14 protein-coding genes are annotated in these 14,506 nt (G+C 38.1%); all 14 read left to right on the top strand.

The window, feature by feature from the left end; genetic code table 11:
* Positions 1-56: 56 nt before the first annotated feature.
* Positions 57-1,880, top strand: a complete 1,824-nt coding sequence (gene lepA, locus ACFQZ1_RS03905; RefSeq protein WP_336481711.1) for an elongation factor 4 — start codon at positions 57-59, stop codon at positions 1,878-1,880.
* Positions 1,881-2,061: 181 nt separating this feature from the next.
* Positions 2,062-2,436 (top strand): winged helix-turn-helix transcriptional regulator, encoded by a 375-nt coding sequence (locus ACFQZ1_RS03900; protein ID WP_377880790.1) that lies wholly within the window; start codon positions 2,062-2,064, stop codon positions 2,434-2,436.
* A gap of 54 nt (positions 2,437-2,490) precedes the next feature.
* Positions 2,491-3,630 (top strand): radical SAM family heme chaperone HemW, encoded by a 1,140-nt coding sequence (hemW, locus tag ACFQZ1_RS03895; protein ID WP_377880789.1) that lies wholly within the window; start codon positions 2,491-2,493, stop codon positions 3,628-3,630.
* A 351-nt stretch (positions 3,631-3,981) separates the two neighbouring features.
* Positions 3,982-5,013, top strand: a complete 1,032-nt coding sequence (gene hrcA, locus ACFQZ1_RS03890) for a heat-inducible transcriptional repressor HrcA (RefSeq protein WP_377880788.1) — start codon at positions 3,982-3,984, stop codon at positions 5,011-5,013.
* A gap of 122 nt (positions 5,014-5,135) precedes the next feature.
* On the top strand, positions 5,136-5,705 hold the full coding sequence (grpE, locus tag ACFQZ1_RS03885) for a nucleotide exchange factor GrpE (protein ID WP_377880787.1): 570 nt from the start codon (positions 5,136-5,138) through the stop codon (positions 5,703-5,705).
* Between the two features lie 25 nt (positions 5,706-5,730).
* Entirely contained in the window at positions 5,731-7,566 is a 1,836-nt protein-coding gene (gene dnaK / locus ACFQZ1_RS03880; RefSeq protein WP_377880786.1) for a chaperone protein DnaK, read from the top strand.
* A 215-nt stretch (positions 7,567-7,781) separates the two neighbouring features.
* Positions 7,782-8,894 (top strand): molecular chaperone DnaJ, encoded by a 1,113-nt coding sequence (dnaJ, locus tag ACFQZ1_RS03875; protein ID WP_377880785.1) that lies wholly within the window; start codon positions 7,782-7,784, stop codon positions 8,892-8,894.
* Between the two features lie 28 nt (positions 8,895-8,922).
* A complete protein-coding gene (gene prmA / locus ACFQZ1_RS03870) occupies positions 8,923-9,861 on the top strand; it encodes a 50S ribosomal protein L11 methyltransferase (protein WP_377880784.1) in 939 nt (312 codons plus the stop codon).
* A gap of 175 nt (positions 9,862-10,036) precedes the next feature.
* Positions 10,037-10,786: a 16S rRNA (uracil(1498)-N(3))-methyltransferase gene (locus ACFQZ1_RS03865; protein WP_377880783.1), complete on the top strand. Its 750-nt coding sequence runs from the start codon at positions 10,037-10,039 to the stop codon at positions 10,784-10,786.
* A gap of 6 nt (positions 10,787-10,792) precedes the next feature.
* Complete coding sequence (mtaB, locus tag ACFQZ1_RS03860) at positions 10,793-12,145, top strand: tRNA (N(6)-L-threonylcarbamoyladenosine(37)-C(2))-methylthiotransferase MtaB (RefSeq protein WP_098307846.1); 1,353 nt, start codon at positions 10,793-10,795, stop codon at positions 12,143-12,145.
* A 164-nt stretch (positions 12,146-12,309) separates the two neighbouring features.
* Complete coding sequence (deoC, locus tag ACFQZ1_RS03855) at positions 12,310-12,975, top strand: deoxyribose-phosphate aldolase (protein WP_377880781.1); 666 nt, start codon at positions 12,310-12,312, stop codon at positions 12,973-12,975.
* Between the two features lie 435 nt (positions 12,976-13,410).
* Positions 13,411-13,584, top strand: a complete 174-nt coding sequence (rpsU, locus tag ACFQZ1_RS03850; protein ID WP_020062243.1) for a 30S ribosomal protein S21 — start codon at positions 13,411-13,413, stop codon at positions 13,582-13,584.
* Positions 13,585-13,599: 15 nt separating this feature from the next.
* A complete protein-coding gene (locus ACFQZ1_RS03845) occupies positions 13,600-14,043 on the top strand; it encodes a GatB/YqeY domain-containing protein (RefSeq protein WP_377880779.1) in 444 nt (147 codons plus the stop codon).
* 106 nt (positions 14,044-14,149) lie between these two features.
* The gene (gene yqfC / locus ACFQZ1_RS03840) at positions 14,150-14,443 is read left to right on the top strand and encodes a sporulation protein YqfC (protein WP_377880778.1); all 294 of its coding nucleotides are present in this window, start codon (positions 14,150-14,152) and stop codon (positions 14,441-14,443) included.
* Positions 14,444-14,506 lie beyond the last annotated feature (63 nt).

Below are 14,506 nucleotides of genomic sequence, written 5' to 3'. Positions count from 1 at the left end.
ATTGATATAATCAGTGCTAGTGTATATTGGCGAGATTAGTAGGAGTGAGAAAATAGATGAATAAAGAAGAAAGAGCAAAAAGACAGTCTAAAATTCGGAACTTTTCCATTATTGCTCACATTGACCACGGAAAGTCAACGTTAGCAGACCGTATTTTAGAGAAAACAAATGCGTTAACACAGCGTGAAATGAAAGCGCAGTTACTTGACTCTATGGATTTAGAGCGTGAGCGCGGAATTACTATTAAATTAAATGCAGTACAATTAACGTATAAAGCAAAAGATGGAGAAGAATATATTCTCCACTTAATTGATACACCGGGGCATGTCGACTTTACGTATGAAGTATCTCGTAGTTTAGCGGCTTGTGAAGGTGCAATACTTGTTGTTGATGCAGCGCAAGGAATTGAGGCGCAGACGTTAGCAAACGTATATTTAGCACTTGATAATAATTTAGAAATTTTGCCGGTTATTAATAAAATTGACTTGCCGAGCGCTGATCCAGAGCGCGTTCGTCAAGAGGTAGAGGATGTAATTGGCTTAGATGCATCAGAAGCTGTGCTTGCTTCTGCAAAAGCGGGGATTGGTATTGAAGAGATTTTAGAACAAATCGTTGAGAAAGTGCCAGCTCCAGCAGGTGATTCGGAAGAACCATTACAATGTATGATTTTCGACTCTTTATATGATCCGTACCGCGGTGTAATTGCTTATATCCGTGTTGTAAACGGTACAGTAAAAGTTGGCGATAAAGTACGTATGATGGCAACAGGTAAAGAGTTTGAAGTAACAGAAGTTGGTGTATTCACACCGAAAACAACGCAGCGTGAAGAATTAACAGTAGGTGATGTAGGATTCTTAGCGGCATCAATTAAAAATGTTGGTGATACACGTGTAGGTGATACGATTACACATGCAAAACGTCCAGCGGCTGAACCTTTACCAGGGTATCGTAAATTAAACCCAATGGTATTCTGTGGTTTATATCCAATTGATTCTGCACGTTATAATGATTTACGTGATGCATTAGAAAAGCTAGAATTAAATGACTCTGCTCTTGAATTTGAACCAGAAACGTCTCAAGCACTTGGGTTTGGTTTCCGCTGTGGTTTCTTAGGCTTACTTCATATGGAAATCATTCAAGAACGTATTGAACGTGAATTTAAAATTGATTTAATTACAACAGCACCAAGTGTTATTTATAAAGTATATTTAACAAACGGTGAAGACATGACAGTTGATAACCCGTCTAACATGCCAGATCCGCAATCTCTTGATCGTGTGGAAGAACCGTATGTAAAAGCATCTATTATGGTTCCAAACGATTATGTTGGAGCAGTTATGGAAATTTGCCAAGGGAAACGTGGTACGTTTATTGATATGCAATATTTAGATGAAACGCGCGTTACTTTGACATATGAAATTCCGCTTTCTGAAATCGTATATGATTTCTTCGATCAATTAAAGTCGAATACGAAAGGATATGCATCCTTTGATTACGAGCTAATTGGTTATAAGCCGTCTAAGCTTGTGAAGATGGATATTTTATTGAATGGTGAGCAAGTTGATGCGCTATCTTTCATTGTGCATCGTGACTCAGCATATGATCGTGGAAAAGTAATTGTAGAAAAGTTAAAAGAGCTAATTCCAAGACAGCAGTTTGAAGTGCCTATACAAGCGACAATCGGAAATAAAGTTGTGGCGCGTTCTACAATTAAAGCAATGCGTAAAAACGTATTGGCGAAATGTTACGGCGGTGACATTTCTCGTAAACGTAAACTTCTTGAGAAACAAAAAGAAGGTAAGAAGCGTATGAAGTCCGTTGGTTCTGTAGAAGTACCGCAAGAAGCATTCATGGCTGTATTGAAAATGGATGATAACTAATAACAAAAAGAAGCCGTTTGTACGGCTTCTTTTTGTTTAAGAAATCAGAAATGGTAGTCTTTAAGGATACGGTTAACATTTAGACATCTTTGTGCCTGTCCTTTACAATAGTGGTGATGCTTTTTAGCGAAGAGTAACCAAACAGTAATCATAACTGTGAATTAAAAGTTAGGAGATTGTCGTGTCTGAGAACATTCGAAAAGAAATTCAAGAAAAAATACAAAACGGTGATTTTAATTGTGAAAAGGAACTAACGCTTTCAATCATTAGTGGAAAGTGGAAAGTTGTGATTTTATGGCATTTAGGTGTTGAAGGCCCGCATCGTTTTAGTGAACTTCAGCGTTTATTTCCTAATATTTCTCATAAAGTTTTGTCCAATCAATTAAAAGAATTAGCGGAAGATGGAATTATTAATCGGACTGTATATCCAGAAGTGCCTCCGCGTGTAGAGTACTTTATGACGGAGCTCGGTATGACACTTTTACCAATTGTTGAAATGATGTATGATTGGGGAAAAGTGCGAATGAACCAAATTCGCATAGGGTTACAGAAGTGAATAAACCTCCGAAGTGCGGGGGAGGGGTTCTTTTTAGAAAGGTAGGAACAGAATTTGATACAAGCTGCTTATATTCATATTCCGTTTTGTCAGCATATTTGTCACTATTGTGATTTTAATAAAGTATTTATTGAGCGTCAGCCAGTTGAACAATACTTACAATATTTAGAGAAAGAAATTGTGAATACAACCAACAAAACACCTTTTAAAGAAATGAAAACGATTTTTGTTGGCGGAGGAACACCAACAGCGCTAAATATGGAACAGACAGAGCAATTATTAAATATTATTAATCGTCGTTTACGTCCGTTTGCGCCAAATTGTGAACTAACTTTTGAAGCCAATCCGGGAGATTTACCTAAAGAGAAATTGAACCTTTTACTAGAAGGCGGTGTAAACCGGATTAGTTTTGGTGTTCAAACGTTTCGAGATGAGTTGCTGCAAAAAATCGGGCGCAAACATACGAGAGAAGATGCCTTCGTAGCGATTCGTGAAGCGAGGGAAGTTGGTTTTACAAATATTAATGTAGATTTAATTTATGCATTACCAGGACAAACGATAGAAGATGTAAAAGAAACGTTAGACATTGCATTTACACTTGGGGTTCAGCATTTCTCTGCGTATTCTTTAATTGTCGAACCGAAAACGGTCTTTTATAATTTAATGAATAAAGGAAAGCTGAGACTTCCAGGAGAAGATCATGAAGCAAAAATGTATGAAATTGTGATGGACGAAATGGAGAAACATGGTTACAAACAGTATGAAATTAGTAATTTTTCGAAAGAAGGCTATGAAAGTAGGCATAACCTTACATACTGGAATAATGAAGAATACTATGGTTTTGGAGCCGGAGCTCATAGTTACGTAAATGGCGAGCGAATTCAAAATGTGGGTCCATTAAAACAATACTTCACGAAAATTGATGAGACAGGTTTGCCATATTTAGATGTTCATGAAGTAACGAGACAAGAAAAAATGGAAGAAGAGTTATTTTTAGGACTTCGAAAAACAGCAGGTGTTTCAAAAGTAGAATTTAGAAAAAAATTCGGCATAGAGATGAGCGAAATCTTTGCGAAGCAGTTACTCCATAATAAAGAACATGAACTGCTTCAAGAGACGAATACTCATATCTGTTTAACAAGAAAAGGAAAGCTATTAGGAAATGAAGTATTTCAATCATTCTTAGTGGATTAATTTCATGTAAAGTTTTACTGTATCCCGCTCAAACGGACGGTATAGGAAGAAAAGTCAAGAAGCTAAACCGTCTGTAAGAGCCCGATTGGCGGGGCTAATTAGCAGCGAAAAATCGTGCTGCTAAAAGTTTCACTGTATCCCGCTCAAACGGACGGTACATAGAGGTAAAACGAGAAGTAAAACCGTCCGTAAGAGCCCGATTGGTTCAACTAATTAGCAGCAAAAAATTGTGCTGCAAAAAGTTTCACTGTATCTCATCACGTTTCCGTTGACAATTCAATATCAATTTTGGTAAGTTAGTAATAGATTTAGCACTCGAAACACAAGAGTGCTAACAGAGGTGATGATGAAATGCTTACGGAACGTCAGCTCTTAATTTTACAGACAATAATTGACGACTTTATTGGATCTGCACAACCTGTTGGATCAAGAACTTTATCAAAAAAAGAAGAAATTACATTTAGTTCAGCGACAATTCGAAATGAAATGGCTGATTTAGAGGAACTTGGGTTTATCGAAAAGACACATAGCTCTTCAGGGCGCGTTCCTTCTGAAAAAGGGTATCGCTTTTATGTAGATCATCTTCTTTCACCGCAGCATTTGCCAAGTAAAGATATTGTACAAATTAAAGACTTGTTTGCTGAAAGAGTTTTTGAAGCAGAAAAGCTTGCGCAGCAATCCGCGCAAATTTTATCAGAACTTACGAACTATACGGCGATTGTTCTTGGGCCAAAAGTGAGTGCGAATAAGCTAAAAAATGTACAAATTCTTCCGCTCGGTTATCAAACAGCGGTCGCAATTATTGTAACTGACACAGGACATGTGCAAAGTAAAACCATCACTGTTCCGGAATCTGTTGATTTACAAGATTTAGAAAAGATGGTTAACATTTTGAATGACAAGTTATCAGGTGTACCGATGTCAGAACTGCACAATAAAATCTTTAAAGAAATTGTAATGGTTTTGCGTCAGTACGTTCATAATTATGATAGTGTCATGAAAATGTTAGACGGTACATTCCAATTTCCATTATCTGAAAAAATATATTTTGGTGGAAAAGCAAATATGCTTGCTCAGCCAGAATTCCATGATATTCAGAAGGTCCGATCATTATTCACTATGATTGAAAACGAAGATGCGTTTTATGACATCTTGAAGAGTAAACAAATTGGTATTCAAGTGAAAATTGGACGTGAAAATTCTTCTGCTGCCATGGAAGATTGTAGCTTAATTTCTGCGACATACTCAATTGGGGATGAGCAGCTTGGAACAATTGCGATTTTAGGACCGACGAGAATGCAATATTCTCGTGTCATTAGTTTATTGCAATTGTTTACAAAGCAATTTACAGATGGACTAAACGGTTTATATAAACCGAAATAATAATAAACTTCCATTTGTGGCGGGGATATCCCCGCTACGGATGAGTAGTTGAATACAAGAAATTAGATAGCTGGGTTAATGTTGAATTGTGCCCGCCCTGTCTTTTTAAGGAGGTGAAAGTTGTGGAAGAGCGTAATGAACAAGTGGTAGAAGAAGTAAAAGAAGCGCAAACAGAAGAAGCTGTAGCACCAGAAAATAGCGAAGAAACTGTAGTAGAAGAAAAAAGCGAAGCTGCTCTTTTACAAGAAAAAGTAGATGAATTACAAGCGAAATTGTCGGAAACGGAAGGTCGCATGCTTCGTCTACAAGCTGATTTTGAAAACTATAAGCGCCGCGTTCAATTAGATAAGCAAGCGGCTGAAAAGTATAGATCACAAAGCCTTGTATCAGATATTTTGCCAGCTCTTGATAACTTTGAAAGAGCAATGCAGGTGGAAGCAAATGATGAGCAAATGAAATCCTTATTACAAGGGATGGAAATGGTATATCGTCAATTGTTAGAAGCGCTGACAAAAGAAGGTGTAGAAGCGATTGAAGCTGTTGGAAAGCAGTTTGATCCACATGAACATCAAGCTGTTATGCAAGTAGAAGACAGTGAATTTGAATCGAACGCGGTTGTGGAAGAATTTCAAAAAGGCTACAAGCTGAAAGATCGCGTGATTCGACCATCAATGGTAAAAGTAAATCAATAATTACATAAATATAGGAGGTTTCGTCATGAGTAAAATCATCGGTATTGACTTAGGTACAACAAACTCTTGTGTAGCTGTTATGGAAGGCGGGGAACCAAAGGTTATTCCAAATCCAGAAGGTAACCGTACAACTCCTTCTGTTGTAGCTTTCAAAAATGAAGAGCGTCAAGTTGGGGAAGTAGCGAAGCGTCAAGCAATTACGAACCCAAATACAATTATCTCTATTAAACGTCATATGGGTACAGATTACAAAGTAGAAGTAGAAGGTAAAGAATATACACCTCAAGAAATTTCTGCGATTATTTTACAAAACTTAAAAGCTTCTGCTGAAGCATATTTAGGTGAGCCAGTAACAAAAGCTGTTATTACTGTACCAGCATACTTCAACGATGCAGAGCGTCAAGCAACAAAAGATGCAGGCCGCATTGCTGGTTTAGAAGTAGAACGTATTATTAACGAACCAACAGCAGCTGCGCTTGCTTACGGTTTAGAAAAACAAGACGAAGAGCAAAAAATCTTAGTATATGACTTAGGTGGCGGTACGTTCGACGTATCTATCCTTGAATTAGCAGATGGAACATTCGAAGTTATTTCAACTGCTGGTGACAACCGTCTTGGTGGTGATGACTTTGACCAAGTTATCATTGATCATTTAGTAGCTGAATTCAAAAAAGAAAATAACATTGATTTAAGCCAAGATAAAATGGCACTTCAACGTTTGAAAGATGCAGCTGAAAAAGCGAAGAAAGATCTTTCAGGTGTAACACAAACACAAATTTCATTACCATTCATTAGTGCTGGAGCTGCAGGTCCATTACATTTAGAATTAACATTAACAAGAGCAAAATTCGAAGAAATTTCAGCAAACCTTGTTGAAAGAACGTTAGAACCAACTCGTCGTGCATTAAAAGACGCTGGTCTTTCTCCAAGCGAATTAGATAAAGTAATTCTTGTTGGTGGTTCTACTCGTATCCCAGCTGTACAAGAAGCAATTAAACGTGAAACTGGTAAAGAACCATATAAAGGTGTAAACCCTGATGAAGTTGTAGCATTAGGTGCTGCAGTACAAGGCGGCGTACTTACTGGTGATATAAAAGGCGTTCTATTATTAGACGTAACTCCGCTTTCTTTAGGTATCGAAACAATGGGTGGCGTGTTTACAAAATTAATCGAGCGTAACACAACAATCCCGACAAGTAAATCACAAGTGTTCTCAACAGCTGCTGATAACCAACCGGCAGTAGACATTCACGTACTACAAGGTGAGCGTCCAATGGCAGCGGATAACAAAACGTTAGGTCGTTTCCAATTAACAGATATCCCGCCAGCACCACGCGGCATTCCACAAATCGAAGTAACATTCGATATTGATGCGAACGGTATCGTAAACGTACGTGCAAAAGATTTAGGAACAAGTAAAGAACAAACAATTACAATCCAATCTTCCTCAGGTCTTTCTGATGAGGAAGTAGATCGTATGGTAAAAGAAGCAGAAGCAAATGCTGATGCTGACCAAAAACGTAAAGAAGAAGTTGAACTTCGTAACGAAGCAGATCAACTTGTGTTCCAAACAGATAAAGTTGTAAAAGATTTAGAAGGCAAAGTAGATGCAGCTGAAGTAGCGAAAGCAACAGAAGCAAAAGATGCATTAAAAGCGGCAATCGAGAAAAATGATCTTGATGAAATCCGTGCGAAAAAAGATGCACTTCAAGAAATCGTACAACAATTAACTGTAAAATTATATGAGCAAGCTCAAGCTGCTGCAGGATCACAACAAGCAGAAGGCGCACAAGGCAACGCAGGCGCGAAAAACGATAATGTAGTAGATGCTGAATTTGAAGAAGTAAAAGAAGATAAGTAATAAAATAAGTAAGATGACAAAAAGTCAAAGTCAAGCGTGCCTTGGCTTTGGCTTTTTTCACGAGTGAAGAAAAGACTGGGTGTACACGAAGTCTTTTGTGTAAGAGTCCAATGTTTTTCTTTTTGCATACTGTAAGTGAGGAAACAGTGTTGCAAAGCACTTTCTTTCGATGTTAAAATTACGTTTATGTGAAAGGATTCGGGGGTTACAAAATTATGAGTAAACGAGATTACTATGAGGTGCTTGGCGTTAGCAAGAGTGCTTCAAAAGACGAGATTAAAAAGGCATACCGTCGTTTGGCGAAAAAGTATCATCCAGATGTAAGTACAGAAGAAAATGCAATTGAAAAATTTAAAGAAGTGCAAGAAGCATATGAAGTATTAAGTGATGATTCAAAACGTGCGCAGTACGACCAATTTGGTCATGCTGATCCAAATCAAGGCTTTGGTGGTTTTGGCGGCGGCGACTTCGGTGGTGGATTCGGTTTTGAAGACATCTTCAGTTCATTCTTTGGTGGTGGAGGCGGTAGACGCCGTGATCCAAATGCGCCGCGTCAAGGTGCAGACCTTCAATATCAAGTTTCTTTAAATTTTGAAGAGTCAATTTCTGGTAAGGAAATGGATATTGAAATTCCAGTTGAAGATCCTTGTGATACATGTAACGGTAGCGGAGCAAAACCGGGAACTTCGAAAGAAACATGTAAACTTTGTTCTGGAACAGGGCAAGTTAGCGTGGAGCAAAACACACCATTTGGTCGTATTGTGAATCGTCAAGCTTGTAGACAATGCTCTGGAACAGGCCAAATAATTAAAGATAAATGTACAACATGTCATGGATCTGGAAAAGTGCGTAAACGCAAAAAAATTAATGTTAAAATTCCAGCAGGTATTGATAACGGTCAACAAATTCGCGTGACCGGTAAAGGGGAAGCTGGTATAAACGGCGGACCAGCTGGTGACTTATATGTAGTGGTTCGTGTGAAAGATCATGAATTCTTCCATCGCGAAGGTGATGATATTATTTGTGAAATGCCATTAACATTTGCGCAAGCAGCACTTGGAGATGAAGTCGAAGTTCCGACTGTGCATGGAAAAGTAAAATTAAAAATTCCAGCAGGAACACAAACAGGAACAGAATTCCGTTTAAAAGGAAAAGGTGCTCCAAACGTGCGCGGGTATGGGCAAGGTGATCAATATGTTGTTGTTCGTGTTGTTACACCAACAAAATTAACATCACACCAAAAAGAATTGCTGAGAGACTTTGCAGGTCAAGATAATCAAGATGGCAGCCTATTTAAAAAGCTTAAGCGAGCTTTTAAAGGGGAATAATGGAAATAAAAAATGGAGTTGGTAAATTGTGAAATGGTCAGAAATTAGTATTCATACAACAGAGGAAGCGGTAGAAGCAATCTCGCATATTTTACACGAGGCAGGGGCAAGCGGCGTTGCGATTGAAGATCCAGCTGAATTAACGAAAGAGCGTGAACAACAATTTGGTGAGATTTATGCGTTAAATCCAGCTGAATATCCAACGGAAGGCGTACTCGTAAAAGCGTATTTCCCAAAGACTGATGCTTTGCAAGAAACAATTACAAGTGTAAAATCATCCATTGATATGTTGCCGTCCTATGGAATCGAGATTGGAGCAGCGACAGTATCTGTTAATGAAGTAGATGAAGAGGATTGGGCTACTGCTTGGAAAAAGTATTATCATCCAGTGAAAATTTCTGATACATTTACAATTGTGCCAACATGGGAAGAGTATACACCTTCCACACCAGAAGAAAAAATTATCGAGTTAGATCCAGGAATGGCATTTGGTACAGGGACGCATCCAACAACAACGATGTGTATTCGTGCTTTAGAAAAAACAGTACAACCTGGTGATACTGTTATTGATGTTGGAACAGGCTCTGGTGTGTTAAGTATTGCTGCTGCTAAACTAGGTGCTGCATCTATTCAAGCATACGATCTAGATCCAGTTGCAGTAGAAAGCGCTGAGATGAACGTTCGATTAAATCATACAGAGAATGTTGTAACCGTTGGACAAAACAGTTTACTAGAGGGCATTGAAGGTCCTGTTGATTTAATTGTTGCAAATCTACTAGCGGAAATTATTTTGTTATTCCCGGAAGATGCAGCGAGAGTTTTAAAACCGGGTGGACTGTTTATTACATCTGGTATTATTGCTGCGAAAGAAAAAATTGTAACAGAAGCGTTAGTAAAAGCAGGTTTTACAGTAGAAGAAGTGTTAACGATGGAAGATTGGGTAGCAATTATTGCGCGTAAAGGGTAAGATAGAATTTCCCTTTTTTAAGAGTTTATTGCCCGTTTGACGGGAGAATACAAGCGGACAGTCTCTCGCTGACAGTAGTGAGGGACTTACCGTTTGTTCAGTCCAAATCATACTGTTTGGCTCTTTTCGTAAGCATTTGTTTACGAAAAGAGCTAAACTTTACTAAGGTGATATAATGCAGCGTTATTTTGTAGAAGAACAAAATATAAATGAAACGACAATTCGTATTGTAGGAGATGATGTACATCACATCGGAAGAGTGATGCGTATGACGCCTGGTGATCACATTTATTGTTGTACAAATGGAAAAACAGCAATTTGTACAATTGCTGAAATTACCAATGAATTTATAAATGCAACTATTGTAGAATGGGTAGAGATGTCAAGTGAACTACCTGTATTTGTGACAATTGCTAGCGGACTGCCTAAAGGAGATAAGCTTGAGTTGATTTTACAAAAAGGAACTGAGCTTGGAGCAGCCGCCTTTTTACCGTTTCAAGCATCTCGATCTATTGTAAAATGGGATGCGAAAAAAGCCGGGAAAAAAGTAGAGCGTTTTAATAAAATTGTAAAAGAGGCAGCCGAGCAGTCTCATCGTAGTGAGGTTCCTACTGTGCATGCGCCTGTTTCTTTTAAAGAGCTTCTCATGATGAGTAAAGACTACGATAGTTGTCTTGTTGCATATGAGGAAGAAGCAAAGCAAGGTGAAAAATCAAATTTCGCTAAGGCTTTAACAAAGTTAGAGTCAGGGCAAAAGGTACTCATTGTATTTGGGCCAGAAGGTGGTTTAACAGAAGGGGAAGTGTCTGCTCTTTCTGAGCATACTTTTGTACCTTGCAGTTTAGGACCAAGAATATTGCGGACAGAAACAGCGCCTTTATATGCGCTAAGTGCCGTGTCTTATCATTTTGAATTAATGGGGTGAATATATATGGCAACTGTTGCGTTTCATACGTTAGGTTGTAAAGTAAACCACTACGAGACAGAAGCGATTTGGCAACTGTTTAAACAAGGTGGTTATGAGCGAACTGAATTTGAGAAAACAGCTGATGTATATGTAATTAATACATGTACTGTAACGAATACAGGGGATAAAAAAAGTCGTCAAGTAATTCGTCGTGCCGTTCGTCAAAATCCTGATGCGGTAATTTGTGTAACGGGATGTTATGCACAAACATCTCCAGCTGAAATTATGGCAATTCCAGGTGTAGATATTGTTGTCGGAACGCAAGACCGTGAGAAAATGCTTGGCTATATTGAAGAATATCGCAATGAACGTCAGCCAATTAATGCTGTACGTAACATTATGAAAACACGTGTATATGAAGAATTAGACGTACCGTACTTTACAGATCGTACGCGTGCATCTTTGAAAATTCAAGAAGGATGTAACAACTTCTGTACGTTCTGTATCATTCCATGGGCTCGTGGTTTAATGCGTTCTCGTGACGGGAAAGAAGTTATTCGTCAAGCACAGCAATTGGTAGATGCTGGTTATAAAGAAATTGTCTTAACAGGTATCCATACAGGTGGATATGGTGAAGACATGAAAGATTATAATTTAGCAGGATTACTTCGCGATATGGAAGCGCAAGTAACAGGTTTAAAACGTCTTCGCATTTCTTCCATTGAAGCAAGTCAAATTACTGATGAAGTGATTGAAGTATTGCGCGACTCTAAAGTTGTTGTACGTCATCTGCATATTCCACTTCAATCTGGATCTAATACAGTATTGAAGCGTATGCGTCGTAAATATACGATGGAGTTTTTCCAAGAACGTTTAGATCGCTTAAAAGAAGCGTTGCCAGGACTAGCAATTACATCTGATGTTATCGTTGGTTTCCCTGGTGAAACGGAAGAAGAATTTATGGAAACGTTCAATTTTATTAAAAATAATCGTTTCTCTGAACTTCATGTATTCCCGTATTCAAAACGTACAGGAACACCAGCAGCACGTATGGACGATCAAGTGCCAGAAGAAATTAAGAACGAGCGTGTCCATCGCTTGATTGCATTATCTGATCAATTAGCAAAAGAATATGCATCTCAGTTTGAGGGTGAAGTTCTTGAAATTATTCCAGAAGAACCATTTAAAGAAGCAGATCGTGAAGGATTATATGTAGGTTATACAGATAATTACTTAAAAGTTGTCTTTGAAGGATCTGAAGAATTAATCGGTAAATTGATTAAGGTGAAAATCACGAAAGCTGGTTACCCTTATAATGAAGCACAATTTGTTCGTGTGCTAGAAGATGTATCTCCGAAAGAATCAGCAAGCGCATAACCGAAAAGCATGCAAACAGTTTTGTTTGCATGCTTTTTTATTTGATGGAGAAGTTAAAATATGAAAACGCTATATTTTATGATATAATGCTGAAGATTAAGGTTGTCAGACAACTGACAAGTACGAAATTATTACGTATAAGTTAAGGAAGGGGCAATTTTTAAATGAATTATGCAAAATTAATTGATCATACGTTATTAAAACCAGATGCAAAAAAAGAAGCAATCGTTACTCTATGCGAAGAAGCGAAACAATATGATTTTGCTTCTGTATGTGTAAATCCAACATGGATTGAAACAGCGGCAGAAATTTTAAAAGGGACAGACGTAAAAGTCTGTACTGTAATTGGTTTCCCTCTTGGAGCAAATACACCAGAAACGAAAGCATTTGAAACAAAAGATGCGATCGCAAAAGGCGCAACAGAAGTTGACATGGTGATTAACATCGGTGCGTTAAAAGATAAAAACGACGAGTTAGTAGAGCGTGATGTTCGCGCAGTTGTAGAAGCTGCAAAAGGAAAAGCACTTGTAAAAGTAATTATTGAAACATGTCTATTAACAGAGGAAGAAAAAGTTCGTGCTTGTGAGTTATCTGTAAAAGCAGGCGTTGATTTTGTAAAAACATCAACAGGATTTTCAACAGGCGGTGCAACAGTAGAAGATGTTGCATTAATGAGAAAAACAGTAGGACCAGAAATAGGTGTAAAAGCATCAGGTGGTGTTCGTGACGAAAAAGGCATGGACGCAATGGTAGAAGCAGGTGCAACACGCATCGGTACAAGCTCCGGTGTAGCGCTAGTAAGCGGAAAAACAGCAACAACTGATTATTAAAATAAAAGCGGAAGCCGCTCGTTTAGAACATGAGGGCGTTGGAGCTCTTGACGTAGAGGCGTTTTTTGCCTCGTAGGAAAGAGTGAAACGACCGATTGTTCTAGCAGCTGTAGCTGGATAAAATAAAAGCGGAGCCGACTGTTTAGCCCTGTCGGTAAAGGTTATTTGACACGAAAAACTGGCATATTGTACCCAGATGATGAAAAAGTAGAAGCGAACATTTTGGTAGAATAATGTCGCATTGATATAGAATTTTATATCGAAATTGAACGTATCGTGAAAAAAGAAGAGCGATTGCTCTTCTTTTCTTTTACCAGATAGTTGACCTAAAAGTATAAAATGTATTATAATCGTAAAAGACATGCTGAGAAAGTGTTTCTTTTTTGCATGCTGAATTTAGGATGTAAGTGGATGTTTCGGAGGGAGGGAAAGAGAATGTCAAAAACAGTCGTTCGTAAAAACGAGTCTTTGGAGGATGCACTTCGCCGTTTTAAAAGATCAACTTCTAAAGCTGGTACGCTTGCTGAAGCAAGAAAGCGCGAGTTCTATGAAAAGCCAAGCGTAAAACGCAAGAAGAAATCTGAAGCGGCAAGAAAACGCAAATTCTAAGAGAGGGTGTAATTTATGAGTCTTCTCAGTCGTTTAAACGATGATATGAAACAAGCGATGAAGAATAGAGAAAAAGAAAAATTAACCGTTATTCGTATGGTTAAGGCTGCTTTACAAAATGAAGAAATTAAACTGCAGCACTCTCTTGCAGAAGAAGAGGAATTAACAGTTTTAACTCGTGAAGTAAAACAGCATAAAGACTCCCTCCTTGAATTTGAAAAAGCGGGTCGTGAAGACCTTGTTGATAAACTGAAACGCGAAATTCAGATTTTACAAACATATTTGCCAGAGCAATTAACAGAAGAAGAATTGACTGCTGTCATTCAGCAAGTTATTTCTGAAGTTGGTGCAGCTTCTAAAGCTGATATGGGCAAAGTGATGAATGCTGTTATGCCGAAAGTAAAAGGCAAAGCAGATGGTTCACAAGTGAATAAGCTTGTTTCACAACTATTAGCATAAAAAAGCGTCTCATTTATAATGAGACGCTTTTTTATGTTTTTTTTCAATTTGGACGTGATATTACAAGCTTTTTTTTCATACATATGGGATGAGAGGGGGGTCTTCGATGAGAAAGTTGCAGCAAATGAAAAATTGGATCACTAAGCAGATAGACCTACCTGCAGATGTATTCATGGATCTGCCGCGAATTACACTTGTTGGGCAGGTGCATATTTATATAGAAAATCATCGTGGATTATTAGTATTTAGTGATAAAGAGGTGCGGCTTTTGTTAAAGCAAGGACAGTTATTAATAAAAGGAGACTCTTTTGTTATTAAAACAATTCTTCCAGAAGAGCTTTTACTTGAAGGGACCATTGAGCAAGTCTTGTTTTTGGAAGAAGAGAAGAAAAATAAATAAAATGAAGGTTTCATTCGTGAGGTACTTTATTGTACGGGTGGCTAGTAGAGTGAATCGGATCCT

Source organism: Bacillus sp. CGMCC 1.60114 (assembly GCF_042676365.1).
Classification (GTDB): domain Bacteria; phylum Bacillota; class Bacilli; order Bacillales; family Bacillaceae_G; genus Bacillus_A; species Bacillus_A rhizoplanae_A.
This window is presented reverse-complemented; position numbering and strand designations above follow the sequence as displayed.

Excerpts from the sequence above, each read along its gene's own strand:
- lepA (WP_336481711.1), top strand. The coding sequence starts at position 57 with ATGAATAAAGAAGAAAGAGCAAAAAGACAGTCTAAAATTCGGAACTTT.
- hrcA (WP_377880788.1), top strand. The coding sequence starts at position 3,982 with ATGCTTACGGAACGTCAGCTCTTAATTTTACAGACAATAATTGACGAC.
- dnaK (WP_377880786.1), top strand. The coding sequence starts at position 5,731 with ATGAGTAAAATCATCGGTATTGACTTAGGTACAACAAACTCTTGTGTA.
- dnaJ (WP_377880785.1), top strand. The coding sequence starts at position 7,782 with ATGAGTAAACGAGATTACTATGAGGTGCTTGGCGTTAGCAAGAGTGCT.
- ACFQZ1_RS03865 (WP_377880783.1), top strand. The coding sequence starts at position 10,037 with ATGCAGCGTTATTTTGTAGAAGAACAAAATATAAATGAAACGACAATT.
- mtaB (WP_098307846.1), top strand. The coding sequence starts at position 10,793 with ATGGCAACTGTTGCGTTTCATACGTTAGGTTGTAAAGTAAACCACTAC.
- deoC (WP_377880781.1), top strand. The coding sequence starts at position 12,310 with ATGAATTATGCAAAATTAATTGATCATACGTTATTAAAACCAGATGCA.
- rpsU (WP_020062243.1), top strand. The coding sequence starts at position 13,411 with ATGTCAAAAACAGTCGTTCGTAAAAACGAGTCTTTGGAGGATGCACTT.
- ACFQZ1_RS03845 (WP_377880779.1), top strand. The coding sequence starts at position 13,600 with ATGAGTCTTCTCAGTCGTTTAAACGATGATATGAAACAAGCGATGAAG.
- yqfC (WP_377880778.1), top strand. The coding sequence starts at position 14,150 with ATGAGAAAGTTGCAGCAAATGAAAAATTGGATCACTAAGCAGATAGAC.